The sequence below is a fragment of the Paenibacillus sp. GCM10027628 genome (assembly GCF_042676385.1).
Lineage (GTDB): Bacteria > Bacillota > Bacilli > Paenibacillales > NBRC-103111 > Paenibacillus_E.
Genome location: NZ_JBHTHA010000001.1, coordinates 91,764 through 110,579 on the forward strand (window position 1 = coordinate 91,764; position 18,816 = coordinate 110,579).

18 protein-coding genes are annotated in these 18,816 nt (G+C 47.5%); 7 read left to right on the forward strand and 11 right to left on the reverse strand.

The window, feature by feature from the left end; genetic code table 11:
• Positions 1–53: 53 nt before the first annotated feature.
• From ACFQZT_RS00465 to ACFQZT_RS00505, 9 genes are all read right to left on the reverse strand, one after another.
• A complete protein-coding gene (locus tag ACFQZT_RS00465) occupies positions 54–968 on the reverse strand; it encodes an N-acetylglucosamine kinase (RefSeq protein WP_379295448.1) in 915 nt (304 codons plus the stop codon).
• Positions 969–986: 18 nt separating this feature from the next.
• Positions 987–2,126 carry an exo-beta-N-acetylmuramidase NamZ family protein gene (locus tag ACFQZT_RS00470; protein WP_379295450.1) on the reverse strand — a complete coding sequence of 380 codons (1,140 nt, stop codon included), beginning with the start codon at positions 2,124–2,126 and terminating at the stop codon, positions 987–989.
• Positions 2,127–2,200: 74 nt separating this feature from the next.
• A complete protein-coding gene (locus tag ACFQZT_RS00475; RefSeq protein WP_379295452.1) occupies positions 2,201–2,902 on the reverse strand; it encodes a PIG-L deacetylase family protein in 702 nt (233 codons plus the stop codon).
• A complete protein-coding gene (locus ACFQZT_RS00480) occupies positions 2,899–3,870 on the reverse strand; it encodes a GNAT family N-acetyltransferase (RefSeq protein WP_379295454.1) in 972 nt (323 codons plus the stop codon). The genes ACFQZT_RS00475 and ACFQZT_RS00480 overlap by 4 nt, the downstream gene beginning before the upstream one ends.
• 55 nt (positions 3,871–3,925) lie before the next feature.
• Positions 3,926–4,786 carry a carbohydrate ABC transporter permease gene (locus ACFQZT_RS00485; protein ID WP_379295456.1) on the reverse strand — a complete coding sequence of 287 codons (861 nt, stop codon included), beginning with the start codon at positions 4,784–4,786 and terminating at the stop codon, positions 3,926–3,928.
• A gap of 15 nt (positions 4,787–4,801) precedes the next feature.
• Positions 4,802–5,704, reverse strand: coding sequence for a carbohydrate ABC transporter permease (locus tag ACFQZT_RS00490; protein ID WP_379295458.1), 903 nt, complete (start codon positions 5,702–5,704; stop codon positions 4,802–4,804).
• Positions 5,705–5,794: 90 nt separating this feature from the next.
• Positions 5,795–7,243 (reverse strand): ABC transporter substrate-binding protein, encoded by a 1,449-nt coding sequence (locus tag ACFQZT_RS00495; protein WP_379295460.1) that lies wholly within the window; start codon positions 7,241–7,243, stop codon positions 5,795–5,797.
• A gap of 24 nt (positions 7,244–7,267) precedes the next feature.
• On the reverse strand, positions 7,268–8,182 hold the full coding sequence (gene murQ, locus ACFQZT_RS00500; protein ID WP_379295462.1) for an N-acetylmuramic acid 6-phosphate etherase: 915 nt from the start codon (positions 8,180–8,182) through the stop codon (positions 7,268–7,270).
• A gap of 172 nt (positions 8,183–8,354) precedes the next feature.
• On the reverse strand, positions 8,355–9,218 hold the full coding sequence (locus ACFQZT_RS00505; protein ID WP_379295464.1) for a MurR/RpiR family transcriptional regulator: 864 nt from the start codon (positions 9,216–9,218) through the stop codon (positions 8,355–8,357).
• Positions 9,219–9,446: 228 nt separating this feature from the next.
• Here ACFQZT_RS00505 and ACFQZT_RS00510 point away from each other — a divergent pair, with 228 nt between their 5' ends.
• From ACFQZT_RS00510 to murQ (ACFQZT_RS00520), 3 genes are read left to right on the forward strand one after another with little or no spacing between them, the layout of a single operon-like run.
• Positions 9,447–10,748, forward strand: a complete 1,302-nt coding sequence (locus tag ACFQZT_RS00510; protein WP_379295466.1) for a 6-phospho-beta-glucosidase — start codon at positions 9,447–9,449, stop codon at positions 10,746–10,748.
• Positions 10,745–11,758, forward strand: a complete 1,014-nt coding sequence (locus ACFQZT_RS00515) for an N-acetylglucosamine kinase (protein ID WP_379295468.1) — start codon at positions 10,745–10,747, stop codon at positions 11,756–11,758. The genes ACFQZT_RS00510 and ACFQZT_RS00515 overlap by 4 nt, the downstream gene beginning before the upstream one ends.
• 52 nt (positions 11,759–11,810) lie before the next feature.
• A complete protein-coding gene (gene murQ, locus ACFQZT_RS00520; protein ID WP_379295470.1) occupies positions 11,811–12,719 on the forward strand; it encodes an N-acetylmuramic acid 6-phosphate etherase in 909 nt (302 codons plus the stop codon).
• 411 nt (positions 12,720–13,130) lie between these two features.
• Here murQ (ACFQZT_RS00520) and ACFQZT_RS00525 read toward each other — a convergent pair whose 3' ends face one another.
• A complete protein-coding gene (locus ACFQZT_RS00525; RefSeq protein ID WP_379295473.1) occupies positions 13,131–14,501 on the reverse strand; it encodes a (Fe-S)-binding protein in 1,371 nt (456 codons plus the stop codon).
• Complete coding sequence (locus ACFQZT_RS00530; RefSeq protein WP_379295475.1) at positions 14,498–15,913, reverse strand: FAD-binding oxidoreductase; 1,416 nt, start codon at positions 15,911–15,913, stop codon at positions 14,498–14,500. The genes ACFQZT_RS00525 and ACFQZT_RS00530 overlap by 4 nt, the downstream gene beginning before the upstream one ends.
• A gap of 111 nt (positions 15,914–16,024) precedes the next feature.
• Here ACFQZT_RS00530 and ACFQZT_RS00535 point away from each other — a divergent pair, with 111 nt between their 5' ends.
• The 4 genes from ACFQZT_RS00535 (at position 16,025) to ACFQZT_RS00550 (ending at position 18,808) form a co-directional block, all read left to right on the forward strand.
• The gene (locus tag ACFQZT_RS00535; protein ID WP_379295477.1) at positions 16,025–16,774 is read left to right on the forward strand and encodes a FadR/GntR family transcriptional regulator; all 750 of its coding nucleotides are present in this window, start codon (positions 16,025–16,027) and stop codon (positions 16,772–16,774) included.
• Positions 16,771–17,526, forward strand: a complete 756-nt coding sequence (locus ACFQZT_RS00540) for a methyltransferase domain-containing protein (RefSeq protein ID WP_379295479.1) — start codon at positions 16,771–16,773, stop codon at positions 17,524–17,526. Before ACFQZT_RS00535 ends, ACFQZT_RS00540 begins: the two co-directional genes overlap by 4 nt.
• A gap of 80 nt (positions 17,527–17,606) precedes the next feature.
• Positions 17,607–17,846 carry an NHLP leader peptide family RiPP precursor gene (locus ACFQZT_RS00545; protein WP_379295481.1) on the forward strand — a complete coding sequence of 80 codons (240 nt, stop codon included), beginning with the start codon at positions 17,607–17,609 and terminating at the stop codon, positions 17,844–17,846.
• A gap of 23 nt (positions 17,847–17,869) precedes the next feature.
• Positions 17,870–18,808, forward strand: a complete 939-nt coding sequence (locus tag ACFQZT_RS00550) for a hypothetical protein (protein WP_379295486.1) — start codon at positions 17,870–17,872, stop codon at positions 18,806–18,808.
• The last annotated feature ends 8 nt before the right edge of the window (positions 18,809–18,816 follow it).

The following is an 18,816-nucleotide window of genomic DNA, read 5'->3' on the forward strand; positions in this document are numbered from 1 at the left end:
AACTGACTCCTGAACCCGCTTCTCATGTTAAGTTCAATTATTTTAATCGGTTCTTATTTTAATCGGTTCAACGCCATCAAAACCGCACCGCTGGACGCATCCTTTCTGGCGGCAAAACATTGCATATCAGGATAGCGATGTTTCAATAGGTCTACGAATGTTTTCTGCACATAGTCATTCTTCAAAAGCACACTCCCTGCCATTGCCAGGCTTCCTTCTTGCAGAGTCAGTCTTTCCGCTACTGGACCCACCAGCTCGAATAAGGAAGATGCGCTCTTGTTCGCAATCGATAATGCCACTTGATCGCCTAAAGCACAGGCATCGGATAAGATGGGCGCCAAAGCGGCGATATCCTTTTTATTGGTATGTTTGTCATACACAAAGCGGATAATTTGCTGAACCGACTCCATCTGAAGCTGCTCATAGACCATTCCCGTGATGGCTGTTTCGGGCAAACGGCCATCGTGGGACCGCACTAATGCAGTGAGCAGATCCCGACCTATACTGTAGCCGCTGCCCTCGTCATCAATGAGATAGCCGTAACCACCGGCACGATGAGATAACCCCGATTCATTTTTTCCATAGCAGATGGATCCGGTACCCGCAATGAGAATGATGCCGTATTCGCTGTCATGCGCGCCGGTAAGCGCCGTTTCCTGATCGCCAGTAATGAATAATGCGCCTTGATATCCGCATTCCCTGACATTCGATTCCAGCCGGGTAACCACCGTTGGATTGCTGACCCCCGCCGCACCAATGCAAATTTGCGCGCAATGCTCTAGTCCTCCGCATACCCGGGCTATCGTATCAAAAATGTCTTGCAGAGTAGAGCGGACACTTATCTCGTCCTGTCCATTATAGTTAATCGCACCGGATGTAAAGGTGTGCACGACTAGCCCTCTCTCATCGGCTACCGTCACAGCGGTTTTCGTACCTCCGCCATCCAGTCCGGCTACATATCTCTTCATATGGTCATCTCCTAAGCGTTAATACAGATGATACTGCTTTTTCATATCAGCAAACTCCCGGCTTTCTTCACGGAATTGCTCCAGCAAAGCCTGAACATCCACCGTTTCTTCACGATACAGCCTATCCCCGCACAATAAATCAATAAAAGGTCTGGCGTTCTCCCTTACAGGCGGCAGAAACGCAAATTGCTCATAGTTCATTTTGATGGCGTACATGAGCGTAATTCCTGTTTCCAATGGCTGAATCGCTCGGTTGTCCAGCACATGAAGCTGCACGCCTCCGCATTGCTCTCCCTGAAACTTAGAAAAAGTAGGCTTAAAATAGACCGGTCGAAATACAACTCCGGGCAATTTTTTGCCGTTCATTTCATCCGCCAGCTTTTGCGCATCGATGAACGGAGCTCCCACCATCTCAAAAGGTAGTGTGGTTCCCCTTCCTTCCGAAATGTTGGTGCCTTCAAATATGCAAGTGCCGGGATACAGCAGTGCCGTGTCAAACCGGGGAATCCCCAAAGAAGGCATGATCCACGTACGTCCAGTATCCGGGAATTGCATCTTCCGCTCCCAACCGTCGCAGCGCACCACATGCAGGTTACAATTCCAGTTCATTTGGTCGTTAGCCATTGTCGCCACTTCGCCGGCTGTCAGACCGTAGCGCACACAAAGCGGATAGTTGCCGACAAACGATTGATACTCCCGCTTTAATAGATTGCCCTCTACCGTCACCCCGTCCAGCGGATCGATCCGATCCAAGACAACAACCGCCTTGCCTGCTTTCGCACAGTCTTCCATAGCATATAGCATCGTATAAATAAAGGTATAATACCGCGCTCCCACATCCTGAATATCATAAACAACCATATCGACTTCATCCAGCATTTCCTTGCTCAGACGTTTGGAATCCCTGCGATACAAGCTATACACCGGCACATTCGTCATTGGATCCAGATAAGTGTCCACATAGGCTCCGGCAGCTTGATCTCCCCGCACCCCATGCTCCGGCGAAAAAAGAGCTGCCATATGGAAATTCTCATGCAAAATTTGAATCGTCGAGACAAGATCATGGTTTAATCCGGTAGGTGCCGTAATCAGTCCCAATCGTTTTCCTTTAAACAGATGGGCATATTGCCCAATACAATCGATACCGTTTCGTATCATAACGGCCTCCCGAATTCTTGATTGATTTAAAATGACTGTAACAATTGCCTTGTTACAGTCATTTTTAGCCATATTTATAGTTCGGTTTTAAGTACACGTATCGTTTCTTCCGGAATCATGAACGTCTGCGCATATTGTTTTCTGGCTTCTATCCCGCGAACTCTTACCAAATGCTTGTAGTATTCCAGATAAGGAAATGACTTGCTGCCCGTCACGAACCAATGCAAGGATACGGCCTTAACCCATAAATCATAGGCTTCTTCGGAGAAATCCACGTAAACGTAAGGTCTATAGTCAACCGCATCTTCCCAGTTCTCGGCATAATAAAGTCTGGAGGCGAAGTGGGAAGGAAGCTCCCGTTCAAAAGAATGGAGTCCGGCAAAGAAACGGGCATCGTTCACAATGCGGTGCGTTGTCATATGATCTTTATGCATACTGTTTTTAAAATGCGTGATGATCACATTCGGACGGACCTGGCGGATGACGTCACACACCTTAAGACGCATTTCCTGATCATCCTGCAATTCGCCATCCGGGATGTCGAAGACGATAGCTTCACCGCCGAGCATCTCGGCGAAACCCTTGGCTTCATTCACTTTCTGCGCACGATAATCCAACATATCCCTGCCTGCGGGAACGCCCCGTTCGCCTGCTGTGAGCGCTAACGTCACAATGCGGTCGCCTTTCATAGAATGGCTTGCCAGTACGCCGCCAGCCGTTAGCTCCATATCGCCCACGTGTCCACCGATGGCCAGAATCGTTAACTTTTCACTCATCGCGCTAACTCCCTTCTCATGACAGAAAATTGTTTTACGGTTTTGAAGCCGGCCTTCTCATAAATACGGATTGCCGGATTCGTGCTTCCGGTATAGAGCGACATGTATTCCGTCTGAATACCACTGAACGCTTCGCATAGCTTAAAGAACAGAATCGTGCCCAGGCCATGTCCCTCATGATCAGGATGTACGCTGATGCCGGCAAAATAACCCCGGCCATTCTCCTGACGAATGACCGGACCGGCGAATCCGACTGCCTGGTTCTGAAACGCGGCGATCACCACAGGCACACCAGCTGACGTGGATTGAGCGATTTCTCTCTGCCATAAAGCGTTATTCAATCCGCGAAGCATTTCTTCCACGCCGTAGTGCCTGGATGGATCGAACAATTCCACCGTGTAACCGTCAACCGCCGCTTTTTTTTCCTTCGCCCTTATATCCTCCGGAATTGTGAATCCCGTAAGGTTCAAATACATGGCACATTCTTTGGCTCGCTCCACGTATCCTGTACTTAATAAATATTCATAAAATTGACTATCGACCGGCACGCCCGGTGCGTTGTTATGCTCATGTTTAGGGGTACCCGGTATATACCACGGCAGCCACATCGGATTAAAGAACAGGATGTCGGCTTGCTTTTTGCCCAATTGCCTGAAGCGATATTCTAAAGCATCCAACATCAGCCTGTAGTTTTCATTGCTTTTATGGGTGGCGGATAAAACGATGCAAGTGATATAGCCTGCTACCTCCCCTAGAGGAAGATCATCGCCCGTGCACCCGCACGCAAACCCTTTAACTGTATCGTCTTCCAGTAAAACAAACGTATTGTCCCCGTCAAAGTACGGGCTGGACAAAAAAATGTCTCCGAAACTTTTTTCCGTAAGCTCTTTATATCCTTCTTTAACAGCTTCCTCATTCCATAAGGCAATGACTGCTTGTGTATATTGATGATCCCAAGGCACGATCATGACGATGTGATACCTCCAACCGTATAGGAATCCAGCAAATGCGCATGCCGGGTTATCAGCCCTTCACCGCTCCGACGGTTACGCCCTCCAGGAAGTACTTTTGCAGGCTGAAGAAGAGAATAAACATAGGAAGCGCAGAGATTGTAGCACCTGCCATCATTGGCGAGATATAAGTCGTATTGGCGAATCGGAAGTTTTTCAACCCGACCTGAATCGTTTGCATTTCCATCGTATTGGTGACGAGAAGCGGCCAGAAGAACGTATTCCAGCTGTCCATAAAGGTAAGAATCGCCATAACGGCCAAAACGGTTTTAGACAACGGAAGGATGATCCTCCAGTAGATTTGGAATTGGCTGCACCCCTCAATTTTGGCACTCTCCAGAATTTCGGAGGGGATTCCGCTCATAAACTGCTTGGCGAGAAAAATATTATAGACCGTAACAATACTCGGAATAATTAACGCGGTGTACGTATTCTGCAGCTCAAAGACATTAACCATCAGAATATAGAGCGGCACCTGGGTTACTTGGTATGGGATCATCATGGCAACCAGCAGCAAGGCAAACAGGGGGCCTCTTCCCTTAAACCGGAGTTTGGAAAATGCAAACCCCGCCATGCTGGCAAAAACCACATTGGAGACCATAACCGTGGTGGCCACGATCAGCGAGTTCAATATCCAGCGGTACGAATACTCGCTATAAGCGAAGAAAAACTTGTAGGAATCGAACGAAAATTTACTTGGCCAAATGGTATAGTCTACCGCTCCTGCTTCAACCGGGTCGCCAAACGCAGAGATGATCATAAAATAAATCGGAAATATCGTCGCCAGAGCAAAAAGGAGAAGGACGATAAAAATGATCGTATTCCGAATGTGTTTTACTTTTGGATTTCCCGTATGATTGCTGTACAACGCCATTTTGATCCCCCTCTCTTAAAACTCGACGTCTTTACCTGCGTATTTGAATTGAATTAATGAGACTCCTGCGATGATTAAGGCTAAAATCAGAGATTGTGCAGCAGCCTTCCCGAAGTCGAATAGAGTAAACGCATTATTGAAAATCAGCAAGCCAACCATCGTGGTTGCGTTGTCCGGTCCTCCGCCTGTCATCAGATAGGCGTTCTGGAACACCTGAAATGAACCGATCACCCCGGTCACGAGCAAAAACAGCGTAGCCGGTTTCAGGGAAGGAACGACGATGTGCCACAGCTTTTGAAGAAAATTGGCACCATCGATTTCGGCTGCTTCATAATAGGTATCATCAATGCCGAGTAAACCGGCGAGGTAGATGATAATACTTGTGCCGTGACTGGACATCCAGGACATCAGCACTAATGAGAACATCGAAGTGCTGCTTGCGCCAAGCCAGTTTTGGTTGCCGATGCCAAAGAAATGCAAGAACTGGTTGAGAATCCCTCCCGGCATGGCGTCAAATATCCACAGCCACACGACCGACAAAGCAACGCCGGAAGCTACGACAGGCAAATAGTAAATACCTTTAAAGAACGACTGCGTCTTTTTCCTGAGCGGAAGAATCAAAATAGCGATGATCAAGGACAGGAGCAAATTGACGGGTACTGTCAGAGCCGTATAGACGACTGTATTGCGCATCGCTTTCCAGAACAAAGGATCTTTTAGCGTATTGGTATAATTGTCGAATCCAATAAAGGTGGAACCGAGAGGCTTATATGCTTGAAAGCTAATAATAAAAGCGCTCACGACCGGGTATGCGGTAAACATCGCAAAAGCGACCAAAGCGACGGCGATGAATGCATATCCCCAAGTACCTTCTCCTCTGATTCCCCTTCTTTTCATCGGTTTTGCGATATTGGCCATAGTGTCAAACCCCGTTTCAGAAACTCGGTTTAAAATAGTTCGGATAGCCGTGCAACTTCCACACGACTATCCGACGCTTGAACTTTCGTTTTAGTCTTTTACAACTCCGTTTTCACCGAACGTTTGGATTGCAGCGGCTTTAACGGCCTCATACATAGCTTCAGGCGTAATTTCACCTGCGATTAACGCTTGGAATTTAGGCACAATGACTTCGGTTTCCAGTTTAATCGCTTTCGCACCCAATTCAGACGGGATATCAGGACGAGCCGGCGTTGCGTTTTTCAGCATATTTTCAACAGCTGCAACGTTCTCCGGCATTCTGTCAATTTTCATGCTTTCCGCAGCTTTTCTGCCGCTTTGCGTGATATGGGCAGCGAAAAGATCGTTATTCGTCGTTGCGGCAACTTTACCGCTAGCCAGGAAATAAGCTGCTTTTACGACATTTGCTTTATGCTCAGGCGTTGGTTCCTTTTTCCCGCGGAACGTCAGATATCCGTCAACGACAGTTGATGCTGATGGTTTCGCACCTTGGAACGTAGGAGCAGGCAGTACGATGTAGTTAACCGGGATACTGTCTTTGACAGCACTGCCGTCTTTCGCTTCAAGCTTCTTGTTGTTCGTTTTCGCGGAATTCTCAAACGTTGCAAGCCCTTTGCCGGTGATCATCGTTTGACCCGTCAAGAACATATTCCAGCGTTTGCCGGCGTCTACGGAGCTGAGCTCTTTCGGCATGGAGCCGTCATCAATCAGCTGACGAAGATTTTTCAACAATCCCAGGTAGTTTTTGCTGGTGTACGCATATTTCAAATCCTTATCAAAAGCTGCAGGCATACCGGCATTTTTCGCCATGATGCCCAAATAGTCTACCGCCGCAACGCCTTTCACAGCAAATACAAAGCCGTAGCGGGTTTTGCCGTTCTCAGTCACGACACCTTTCTTGATGGCCTCGCGAAACTCATCGTAAGTCCAGCCGTTTTGCTGCACTTTTTTCCAGTCGATTCCTGCTTTTTCCAAGAACTCTTTGTTGCCTCCGAGTGCATGGACTTCCATATAAGCCGGGAAGCCATACAACCCTTTGCCGTTCTTCATATATTCAAGCGGCGCTTTATCGTAATCGCCCACCATTTCCGGGGTTGCTGTATCCGTAACATCCATGAGCAAGCCTTGCTGCACATACTTGGAAATGCTGTCAGAACCGGCGAACGCAATATCCGGAGGGCTGCCTGCATTAACCTGCGTATCGAGCTTCTGCTTCATATCTTCCCAGCTTGCGGGTTCGATTTTCAAAGTCAGATTCGGGTACTGGGCATTAAAATCTTTGGAAATTTGCTCAAAAGTCTTTTGGAAATTGGGAGAAACCGGCGGAAGCAGAGCCGTGATCGTATCCTTTGCAGTGGAGGCTGCGGCGGTTGCAGCAGCTGAGCTGCCAGGGGCCGGTGTACCCGTTTCTTTACCGGAATTGCTGGAAGTGCCGCCACAAGCCGTTAAAGCCATGGTTAAAGCCAAGACAGGTGCGAATACGTACATGTTTCTTTTCATAGAAAATGACCTCCCATTAAATGTTTAAACAACCTTGCTAAAGCTGCGAATTGCTGCTTTCAAACTGCCGTCACACTCAGCCAACACACGCTGTGCCTCTCCTGCATCCAAACCGGTTTTTATCATCATAATGGCTAATTTACAGTTCATGGAAGCGCTCTCTAAATGTGATGTGGCTGTGACTTCGTCGACGCCAGTCGCTGCCTGAATGATGCGGACGGAACGATCATATAACTTATTATTGCTTGCCTTCATATCTACCATCAGGTTATTATACGTTTTTCCCAGCTTCACCATCGTACAGGTCGTGAGCATGTTGAGAACCAGCTTCTGAGCAGTCCCCGATTTTAATCGGGTAGATCCCATGATGACTTCCGGCCCAACTACAGGCGCAATACATACATCGCAGACAGGCTCTAATTTGGAATCGGTATTATTGGTTACGCCTATCGTGGCAGCTCCAAGTTCCTTAGCCCTCTTCAAACCGGCAATGACGAATTGTGCACTTCCGCTAGCTGTAATGCCAATGACGGCATCTCTTGCTGTTACGCGACAGCGCTCTATGAGTGCGACCCCCTCCTCCGCATTGTCTTCATAGCCTTCAACAGCCAGTCTCAGTGCCCCGTCGCCTCCGGCAATATGTCCCTGTACCATCCAGGGGTCAATACCGAAAGTAGGAGGACATTCCGATGCGTCGAGTACTCCGAGTCTGCCAGAAGATCCAGCTCCTACGTAAAACATTCTGCCGCCGTTTTTAAGCACCTGATGCAAAATATCAACTGCTTTCACAATTTGCGGTATTTCTGCTGCCACTGCATTAGGTACTGTAGCGTCCTGCTCATTCATCAGCCGCAACATTTGTTCAGTCGAGCATTCATCTATCATCAGTGTTCTCTCGTTGATTTTTTCCGTAGTCAATCCCGACAGATACTCATCCATAGCCATCCTCCTATCCTGCATTTCTCAGTTTCTATCCTCATACTAACGAAAAATTTCATGTCGGTCAACAGTTTTTGAAATTTTATTTCTTTTTGAAAGAAACTGCTGATTTTTTGTTTCTTTCAACAAAAAAAAGACACCGGCTCACCTGGGAAAGCCGATGTTTGAGCATTTATTTGCGATGCTTGCTCGCGATAATATCGTGAGTCTTGGTCAAAAACTTCTTCACATTCTTATACTCCGCGCTGGCTACCCCTGCAAAAAGAATATCAATGACGGTTAGCATAGCGATTCGCGAGCCCATCGCACCGCTTCTGATGGTTACCTCCGGCGTAGAAATACTCAGCGCAATATTCGCCTTATCCGCAAGCTCGCTTTTGTTATACTTGGTAATCGCGATAATACAAGCGCCATTCTTTTTAGCAATGTCCAGCGAATCGAGAATTTCCACCGTCGTGCCGGAGTTCGATATAAAGATCGCCACATCATTTTTATCCAGCAGGGTTGCTGCAGTAAGCTGACTGTGTCCGTCCGTATAGGTGTGGCATATTTTGTTGATCCGCGAAAATTTCTGCTCCGCATCGATGCCGACCAAGCCGGACGCACCGATACCGAAAAAGGCGATCCGTTTGCATTCGCGCAACACTTTAACGGCACGGGCAATTTCATTCTTGTCGATGACGCTGAGCGTATCTTCAATAGATTTGCTATTATTGCGGGCAATGTTCGAAATAATCGTAGAGAGATCATCGCCGGGCTGAATATCGGTATACTGATCCTTGTGCTCCTCGTCTCTGGATCCGAGCGTAGCCGATATGCTGACAATAAAATTACGGTAACCTTTATAACCCATGGTTTTACAGAAACGAAGAACAGAAGCGTCGCTGGTTTTCGTCAGTTGAGCAAGGTTTTTAATCGAAAGATGAGGGATTTCCTCTACGTTCTCCAGGATATACTCTGCGACCAGCTTCTCTACGGGCGTCAGACTGTCTTTCATATCCCGAATTTTAATTAAAATATTATCATTAATCGACATGTTATCCCTACTCATCCTAGATTCAAGTTGTGAAATTTAATTTCATCATAAGTGTAATGTTTCAAAAATACAAGATTCATATTGGAGTGAAAACCGAAAAATGAAAGAAAATTTATTTCAAAATATATAAGTCATATTAAAATTTTATTTCTAATTTTTATTGCAGACCTTCAGAATTCAATGCTATAATGGCGTCGAAGATTGAGTAATGGAAGGGTGGATCATGGGATGAGTCATAAGTTGAAAATAGCCATCATTGGATCAGGCAGCACCTACACTCCGGAGTTGATTGAGGGCATGCTGAAACGCAAGGATGGATTGCCCATAGATGAGCTGGTTCTTATGGATATTGATGCAAGAAAGCTCGATATTGTTGGCCGGCTCTGCGAACGCATGATACAGGCGGAAAATCTTCCTTGCCGGGTGGTCATGACGCAAAATTTGGATGAAGCGCTGCTGAATGCGAACTTTGTGTTGTGTCAAATCCGCGTGGGCAAGCTGCCTGCCAGAGTACTCGATGAGACCATTCCTTTGAAATACGATTTAATTGGCCAGGAAACCTGCGGGATCGGCGGATTTTTCAAAGCCATGCGCACGATTCCGGTGATGCTGCATATTGCGCAGCGCATGAAAGAACTTTGTCCGGATGCCTGGCTCATCAACTTCTCCAATCCGGCCGGCATTATTACAGAAGCGCTGCTTAACCATACCGATGTAAAGATGCTGGGTCTTTGCAATGTGCCTTTCAACATGTTTAAAAGCATTCGCGAAACTTTGCAGCTGGATAGTGCCAGCTTTACCTACGTTGGATTGAATCATCTCAGTTGGATTACATCCATTGAGCAGGATGGCACGGATTATTTGAAAACGGCGCTAGACATGGGACTTAACAGTGAAGCTATGAAAAATATTCCTTCCAGCGGATTCAGCAAAGAATTCGTTCAAATGGTAGGAGCCATCCCTTCCTCTTATCTGGAATATTATTACTTCAAAGATAAGAAGCTGAAACTGCTTAAAGAAAGTGAACTGACACGCGGCGAAAAATGTATGCAGATCGAGGAGGAGCTTCTCAACATCTACATGGACGCTAAGCTTCATATCAAGCCTGATCTGCTTTCCACACGCGGTGGCGCCAACTATTCGGAAGTGGCCATCAGTCTAGTGGATGCGATCTATAACGACAAAAAAGAGGTACATGTCGTCAACCTGCTTAATAATGGCGCACTAGACTTCATGGAAGACTCCGATGCCGTGGAGGTTTGTGCGGTTGTTGGTAAAAATGGCGCCGAGCCGATTCAGGTTCACGATTTCCGCAATCAGCATATCATTGATTATATGCGTATGGTTAAAGCCTACGAGCGCGAGACCGTAGCTGCAGCCGTTAGCGGCAGCGAGGATGCCGCCATGCGCGCCTTGTTGATGAATCCGTTAGTCGGTGACTATCATACGGCTGCGAATTGCTTTAATGAGTTAAAAGAAGCTCATAAAGCCTATCTCCCACAATTTTTCACTAACGAGAAGTCGTCATGACAGACAAGAACTATATCATTGGCGTTGATGGCGGGAATAGCAAAACCGACTATTTTCTGTTTGATCTTCAAGGAAACTTTGTCGATCATATTCACACAGGCACATGCAGTCATGAGCAGTTTCCCGATGCCTATACAAGCACATACCGAATCATGAATGAGAATATTCAGCAGTTGCTTACACGCAACCGGCTGTCCATGGATAATCTTGCAGCCGGCGCCTTTGGCCTAGCTGGCGCGGACATTCCATCACAAAAGGAACATTTAAGCAAGGTCATTGAACGGATCGGCTTCACGCACTATGCCGTGGACAACGACTCTTTCTTGGGGGTAAAAGCCGGCAGTGAAAAAGGCTTCGGCATTTGCTCCATTAATGGCTCCGGCGCCTCCACCGGCGGCATCTCTCCAAGCGGAAACCGCCTTCAGGTAGGCGGCGTGGGCAGCGAGCTATCCGGCGATGAAGCCGGTGGATTTTTTCTCGCAAGAAAAGTGCTTCGTTCTGTGTACGATTATTTCTACCGCCTGGGTCCGGAAACCCAGATGACGGCGCCCGTCATGGAACTTCTGCAACTACCGGGCAAAGAACTGTTTATCGAATTTGCCGTGGACGGCATGTTCAAGCGAACAATCCCTACTACCAAACTGGTGCAAATTTTGTTCGCTGCTGCCGACATCGGGGATCCCGTAGCTCTGCATATTCTGGATAATACGGCCAAACAACTGGCCTACTCCACTGTCGGCTGCATGCACAATCTGGATTTCGGTCATGAAGTCGACATCATTTTGGCAGGATCTGTTTGGGTCAAGGCGGAAAGTCCGCTACTGCTGCAAAGTTATAAAAATTATGTGGCTAACTTCAGCAATCGCCATTGTCGCTTCATTCTTTTGCAAGTTCCACCTGCAACTGGAGCCATATTATGGGCATTAGAACTCGCGTACGGCCGTCCTGTTCATCTAGATATTCGGCGAAAAGTCATTGAAGCCGTAGAACAAGTTCAAAGAACCATCTAACGGACTTTGCGCAAAATGGGAACAACTATAGAAGGTAAAGGAGTGTCCGTTGATGCAACATTTGTTAAATGAATTAACGACCGAGCAGCCGAATAGCAAAACGTTTGATATCGATCAGCTTTCATCCGAGCAAATCGTTACGCTCATCAATGAAGAAGATCGCGGGGTCGCCGATGCCATCCAAGGCATCCTCCCTCAGATCGCTCAAGCGGTTGATTATATTGTAGCGGCATTTCGCCATGGCGGCAGATTGCTTTATGTCGGAGCCGGTTCGAGCGGGAGAATCGGCATCCTCGATGCCTCAGAATGTCCGCCGACGTTCGGCACAGAGCCTTCTATGGTACAAGGCCTCATCGCCGGCGGTGAAAGAGCGATCAAAGACGCAGTAGAAGGGGCGGAAGATAACGAAGAGCTGGGCGCACAAGATATGGACATTCATGGCGTCGGGGAGCATGATGTGGTAGTGGGTATTGCCGCAAGCGGCCGCACCCCCTATGTACTGGGGGCTATGAAACGTTCCCGCGAACTGGGGGCCACCGTCATCGGTCTGTGCAACAATTACGGCACGCCTATGGCCGAACTTGCGCAGCTCATGATCGAAGCGGTCGTCGGACCTGAGGTCATTCTTGGTTCTACACGAATGAAATCAGGGACGGCACAAAAGCTGATTCTGAACATGCTCTCCACATCGGCGATGATCCGCATCGGCAAAGTGTATCAAAACCTGATGGTGGACCTCCATCCATCCAACGAAAAATTGATCTTCCGCTCCAAGCGGATTATCCGCATGGCAACAGGCGCATCCGAGGAAGCGGTGAACGCCGCTTATAATGAGGCTGGCGGTCATGTGAAAACGGCGATCGTCATGATCCTGGCTAACGTCAGCGTTGCCGAGGCACGACTCATGCTTAGTCAGACGGACGGATTCGTCCGCCAAGCGATTAAGCTGGCTGAGCATTAATTTGAAGAAATCCGTCCCGGAATAGGGGCGGATTTTTCTCGTTTTTCAGCCTGCTTCGCTGATTCGATTGCACATCATGCAACCATTGGTACTTTCAAAGAAATGGGGGGTAACCTTCGGGTCACCTGCTTGACAAAGACCAAAGGTCGCTATTAGCGAATAAGTTTGACGCTAAATTTCGGCGAAATGGTCATTTCGGGGCTCGAAAGAACAAAAGTCCATAAACAACGAACAATCTTCGCTAATTATGGACTTTTATTCGTTCGAAGCCTGATTGGCGGTCATTTACCCATCAAATGCGTCAAAATGTTCTCTATTAGCGACCCTGGTTCTTTCCACGACGGGTAAGGGGGAACTGTAGACTTATAGGGCTTTACCGACTGTTTAAGTATTTTATTTTTCCCGCATCAGTCAATCCACTAAATGTTCATATAAAAAGTCCACAATATGAACAGCCTTCATCTGGCCGGACATTTGCTCCCTCTCAATCCCCAGCTTCATTTGCAGCAAGCAGCCCGGGTTGCTGGTCAGCAAATAATGTGCGCGCGTTTCTTTCACATGCTCCATTTTATGATCAAGAATATCCATCGACATCTCGGGCTGCACCAAATTATAAATACCTGCCGAACCGCAACAGCGGTCTGCGCCTCTTAGTTCGACCAACTGAGCCCCTTCGATTCGGTTCATCAGATCGCGCGGAGCGTTGCCGGCCTTCATAACGTTGCGCAAATGGCAAGAATCCTGATAGGTAATTGAAACCTGCTTCTGATCGGAGGCAGGCTTGGCAACCGAGAACTTCGGTATGCTGCCTTTTTCCATCAACATCTGGCTGACATCTTTCACGTTCCCGGCGAACTTCAACGCCGCCGCCGCATACTCAGGATCGTCATGCAGCAGATGGCCGTATTCGACCAACAATGCCCCGCAGCCGCCTGCATTCGAAATGATGTAATCCACGCCGGACGCTTGAAAAGCGTCGATGTTTTTGCGCGCAAGCTCCTTGGCTTGATCAAGCTCGCCGCTATGCGCATGGAGTGCACCGCAACAGTTCTGCGTTGGCGGGATGACCACATCGAAGCCAGCTTCAGATAACAATTTCACCGTATTCATATTCGTTTCCGTGAACAGCACATCCATAATGCAGCCCCGGAACATCCCGACCGTTGCGATCGGTTTCTTGCCACCCTTAGCAGGCACATAAGTGCCAAGCTGCTCCACGACGCCTCGGGAAGAAGCCTCCGGCAAGATGCGTTCCATTTGGCTCATTGATTCCGGGAACAGGCTCATCATGCCTGATTTGCGTACGAGTCCTTGTATGCCGGAACGTTGGTAGAGACGAAGTGCTGAGCCGAGCAGGCGCATTCTTTTCTGGTTGGGAAATAGCTGCTGGAACGCCAGGTTCCGAATTGGCTTGATCCACCAGCGGTGATCGGTATGTTTTTCGATGGCATCTCTAGTCTGCTCCAATAGCTGGCCGTATTTGACATCGGCAGGACAGACCGGCTCGCAGGCTCGGCAGCCGAGGCAGAGATCCATCTGCTTTTGAAAGGAGCTGTCCGGCACCATGAGATCGTCCACGACAGCTTTCATCAGAGCGATACGCCCCCGGGGGGACGCCGCTTCCAAGCCGGTTTCTTTGTACGTAGGACAAGACGGCTGACAGAAGCCGCAACGGATGCAGTTGCTCAGCTCATCGTAATTGAGCGTAAGTTTTAACCGTTCGGTGAGCGGATTCGGACTCGTCGCAGCAAGTTTGGGCTTGATGGATAAAGCCTCATTCATCGCTGAACCACCAACCTTTTGCGCGATTCCTTGGCAAAGATTTTGCCCGGATTCATGATATGGTTCGGATCGAATGCATGTTTGATCCCTTTCATCAGCTCTATACCTGCTGTTCCGACCTTCCACTCCAGATATGGCGCCTTCATCATGCCGACGCCATGTTCTCCGGTAATAGTGCCCCCCATCCGAATAGCCGCATCAAAAATCTCCTCAAACGCCAGCTCCACGCGATGGATCTCATCAGGATCGCGCACATCCGTCGTACATGTGGGATGTAAATTGCCATCCCCTGCGTGTCCGAACGTACAAATTTGCACGTTGTATTTTTGCGCTATCTTGTTGATTTCAATGACCATGTCCGCAATTTTGGAGCGAGGCACCGTGGCATCTTCCAGAATCGTAGTCGGACGAATTCTCGCCAACGTAGAAAGCGCACTGCGGCGCGCCATCATGAGCTTTTCCGCCTCTTGGGCGCTGCTCGCAATTTTGACTTCCGCCGCCCCCTGCTCCCTACAGATCCGCGTAATTGCTTCAATATCTTGTTCAACCGCCGACATATCGCTGCCATCCTGCTCGATCAGCAGGACAGCCTCCATGTCTAACGGCAACCCGATCTTGTTAAATGCTTCGACAACACGCAGCGTCGGATTATCGATAAATTCCAGCGTTGCCGGAATAATTTGATGGCCGATGATCGCTGAGACCGTTTTTGCTGCGGCATAGATGTCTTCGTACATCGCCAGCATCGTCTTTTTATACTTGGGAGCAGGCAAAAGCTTGACCGTAGCTTCCGTGATAATGGCAAGCGTCCCCTCGGAACCGACCAGCAGCTTGGTTAAGTCATAGCCGGCTACATCTTTATAAAGCTTGCCGCCCGTACGGATGATCTCGCCGGAAGGCAGCACCGCTTCCAAACCGATCACATAATCTTTGGTCGTGCCGTACTTGAGCCCTCTGAGCCCACCTGCACATTCCATGATGTTACCGCCCAGCGTAGACACAACCATACTGCTCGGATCAGGCGGATAAAATAACCCCAGCGCTTCAACCGCAAGATGAAACTCCTTCGTATTGAGTCCCGGCTGAAACGTAGCGGTGAGATTGTCCTGATCGATCTCAATCAACCGATTCATGCGGTTCATCACCATCACAATGCCGCCCTCGACCGCGACCGTTCCTCCGCAGAGATTGCTTCCCGCTCCGCGACCTATAATCGGGATGCGGTGCTCGTTTGCGATCTTGAGTATCGCAGCCACTTCCTCAGAAGTACTCGGATAGATCACACCGTCCGGCATGGATTGCACCATGGGCGTGGCATCGTAAGAATGGGTAACCAGAGCTTCAGGATCGTCTTTAAACCAGGTATCGCCTACGATCTGACGAAGCTTTATTCGAATGGATTCAGCTAACATGGCTAGGCTCCTTTCATAAAAGACCGCAAAGTGAACAGGTCATCTGATGACTTTTCAACAATTATATCGTATGCTTGAATAGATGTATATAAGTTTTTGGGAGGTCCGAGCATGTCATCTTCATTTCCATCCGTTAAACCGCAAAAAGGATCGGACATCGTCCTAGCCCAGTTGAAGCAGCGCATCGAATCCGGCGAATATGAGCCTGGATACCGTCTGCCCTCCGTGGTAGACCTGGCCGCAGGCTTCAATGTCGGGCGTTCCACCATTCGCGAAGCGCTTAGCGCTTTGAAAGCGATGGGCTGGCTCGACATTCGCCATGGCGGAGGCACCTTCGTCAGCCAAGTGCTGCCTAGCGAGCCGCTGCCGGATGCCGGCGACTTTTTTCATAAGAAAGAATCTTTTCAGGAAATTCTCGAAATTCGTAAATATATTGAATCGGGATGCGCCTCGCTTGCTGCGAAACGTAGAACGGAAGAAGATATTGAGCTGTTGAATCAAATTCTTGTTCGTATGCGAGAAGCGCTAGAGAATGAACAGGAGTCCGAAGAAGCCGATGTGCAATTTCATCTACAGATTGCCAAAGCGACACATAATACTTTATTTATTCAGATGATGGACTCGCTCACCAAGAGGATGCAAGAAAGCATGGGTGACTCCCGTAGACTTTGGTTCTTTTCTGAGCTGGCTTCCGGTCAGCAGCTTTTGGAGGAACATACAGGCATTTATGAGGCCATTCAGGAGCAAAATGAGGCGCTGGCCGCGGATCGGATGATGCAGCATTTGTTGAAGGTGGAGTTGGTTTTGGAGCGGATGAAGGCAGCGGGGAACGTGAAACAATCCAAGGAGACTCTGTCATGAAAAATCATATCGACAATTTTGATCAGATGCTGGCGATCACGGCGGATCTCTTTTATTCGCTTGAGCATGAATTGTTCTTTTCCTCCATGCATCTGGAAGGCAAAAGAATACTGGATGTAGGTTGCGGGAATGGCGCCTATTTGAGTAAGGTGCATGGAAGCTTCCCAACGGCTGAGTTGGTTGGGGTTGAATATGACGAGGGTATATTTCAAAAGGCAATAGGCAAAGCCAATGAAAAGATGCAGTTCCATCGTATGAGCTATGAGGAATTGCCTGTAACCCAGCCCTTTGATTTAGTCATTCTTCGGCTGGTAATTCACCATCTGCCGGATAAGAAACATTTCAGCAACTGGCTTCGATCGGTAACCCATGCTGAATCAACGATCCTCGTCATCGAGATTGATAATGAGAAATTGAACGATAACGAGCAGCTGCCTTTGTTTAGTGCTTTGTACAAGCAGTCCCGCCAGGGGATTATTAAGAATCGTTTCCTTGATGTGAAAGACGCTCTTAGAATTGAAATGGAGCACTACGGATGGTTACACGAACAAACAACAACGTATAGCATCTCAGCTGATCAAACCGAAATTAAACAAAAACTATATGCCTATATGAAACTAGTAGCACAATCGAATGTTTCAGGTCCGATTCCACTTGATTTGTTGGATGAGCTGGAGACTTGGCTTTATCATCCTACGGCCACGCATCAGGTTCATATGTTTGGCATGACTTTTTATTGTCGAATTAGGTAGAATATTGGTGGAAATTTCCGGTAATTCATGGTATGCTTTTTCCTGTAGGTAAATATACCCAATTACTAGTAGTGATATGGATGACAGCAGATCAAATTTTACATGCAAAAATTAGCCAAAAAGCTTGGGAAGACGCATCTTTTAGAGAGAAGCTTCTTTCTGACCCGAAAGCTGCGCTTAAAGAGGCATTTGATATTTTGATTCCTGATCATATTGAGATTAAGACAGTCGAGGAAACTGCGAACCAGCATGTACTTGTCATTCCTACGAATCCGACTAATGTATTGGATGGCACGAGCGTTATGAAAGATGTATGGTAATCTCATAGTAAAGGACATAACATATGAATTGGTTCGAAGCCTACAAAAGGGAATTGGCTGATATATTTGCAGTCTCTAAAAATATCATTTCCAAATTCCCGGCTCCACTAGATCAACTCGGTCTCACCTATCTATCTAAGTTCGATGCTACTAAAGAAGATAGCACTAAAAACTACATCTGTTACCTTCTTCCATTCTGGATGTCAGACCTAGCTCCATTACCTCAAGAAACAATCAAAAAACTTTCTCTTGCGAACGTATTTGTCATGCTTTATTTCTTCATACAAGACGATGTTATGGACTCACCAACGGGTGAACACAGGGATAAACTACCGCTCGGTAACTTATTTTATTTGCAGTATCTATCTATTTATCGCGAGTTATTTCCATCGGATTCAGCATTCTGGACTTATTTTGATAAATACGTAAAAGAGTGGTCAGAGGCCGTTTCGAACGAGAGTAACAAGAATTATTTCATGAACGACATAGGGATGGTTGCTAAAAAGGCAAGTCCAGTCAAGTTTGCTAGTACCGGAGCGCTAGTTCTTTCAAACCAGTCATATTTGATTCTGAAGGCCGATCAAGCGATCAACCAGGTATTAGTAACCCTGCAAATGTTGGACGATTGGGCAGATTGGCCAGAAGATATGGCGGATGGTGCTTATAACTGTCTATTGTCATTGATGAGCTCTCATCTTCAACTCCCAGCGTTGACCATTCTAACCTCTGAATTGGTGAAACAGCAGTTGTATGTGCATGACTTTCTTACCATATACGCTCAGATTGCTTCAAAAAATAACGAAGAATTAAAGAAATTAGAGCTTCATATTCCACAACTTTTCGCATTCCATGATTCATTAGTGAACAACTTACTCACAGCAGCGAACGAAATCACAACGAATAGAGAGAAACTAGCATTAGGCGGATTTAACTATTTTTTATCAAGACACGTCTGTAATTAAATCCATTT

Excerpts from the sequence above, each read along its gene's own strand:
- ACFQZT_RS00485 (WP_379295456.1), bottom strand. The coding sequence starts at position 4,786 with ATGGCGTTGTACAGCAATCATACGGGAAATCCAAAAGTAAAACACATT.
- murQ (WP_379295462.1), bottom strand. The coding sequence starts at position 8,182 with ATGGATGAGTATCTGTCGGGATTGACTACGGAAAAAATCAACGAGAGA.
- ACFQZT_RS00540 (WP_379295479.1), top strand. The coding sequence starts at position 16,771 with ATGAAAAATCATATCGACAATTTTGATCAGATGCTGGCGATCACGGCG.
- ACFQZT_RS00470 (WP_379295450.1), bottom strand. The coding sequence starts at position 2,126 with ATGATACGAAACGGTATCGATTGTATTGGGCAATATGCCCATCTGTTT.
- ACFQZT_RS00480 (WP_379295454.1), bottom strand. The coding sequence starts at position 3,870 with ATGATCGTGCCTTGGGATCATCAATATACACAAGCAGTCATTGCCTTA.
- ACFQZT_RS00515 (WP_379295468.1), top strand. The coding sequence starts at position 10,745 with ATGACAGACAAGAACTATATCATTGGCGTTGATGGCGGGAATAGCAAA.
- ACFQZT_RS00475 (WP_379295452.1), bottom strand. The coding sequence starts at position 2,902 with ATGAGTGAAAAGTTAACGATTCTGGCCATCGGTGGACACGTGGGCGAT.
- ACFQZT_RS00490 (WP_379295458.1), bottom strand. The coding sequence starts at position 5,704 with ATGGCCAATATCGCAAAACCGATGAAAAGAAGGGGAATCAGAGGAGAA.
- ACFQZT_RS00510 (WP_379295466.1), top strand. The coding sequence starts at position 9,447 with ATGAGTCATAAGTTGAAAATAGCCATCATTGGATCAGGCAGCACCTAC.
- ACFQZT_RS00495 (WP_379295460.1), bottom strand. The coding sequence starts at position 7,243 with ATGAAAAGAAACATGTACGTATTCGCACCTGTCTTGGCTTTAACCATG.
- ACFQZT_RS00550 (WP_379295486.1), top strand. The coding sequence starts at position 17,870 with ATGAATTGGTTCGAAGCCTACAAAAGGGAATTGGCTGATATATTTGCA.
- ACFQZT_RS00530 (WP_379295475.1), bottom strand. The coding sequence starts at position 15,913 with ATGTTAGCTGAATCCATTCGAATAAAGCTTCGTCAGATCGTAGGCGAT.
- ACFQZT_RS00525 (WP_379295473.1), bottom strand. The coding sequence starts at position 14,501 with ATGAATGAGGCTTTATCCATCAAGCCCAAACTTGCTGCGACGAGTCCG.
- ACFQZT_RS00535 (WP_379295477.1), top strand. The coding sequence starts at position 16,025 with ATGTCATCTTCATTTCCATCCGTTAAACCGCAAAAAGGATCGGACATC.
- ACFQZT_RS00505 (WP_379295464.1), bottom strand. The coding sequence starts at position 9,218 with ATGTCGATTAATGATAATATTTTAATTAAAATTCGGGATATGAAAGAC.
- ACFQZT_RS00545 (WP_379295481.1), top strand. The coding sequence starts at position 17,607 with ATGACAGCAGATCAAATTTTACATGCAAAAATTAGCCAAAAAGCTTGG.
- murQ (WP_379295470.1), top strand. The coding sequence starts at position 11,811 with ATGCAACATTTGTTAAATGAATTAACGACCGAGCAGCCGAATAGCAAA.
- ACFQZT_RS00465 (WP_379295448.1), bottom strand. The coding sequence starts at position 968 with ATGAAGAGATATGTAGCCGGACTGGATGGCGGAGGTACGAAAACCGCT.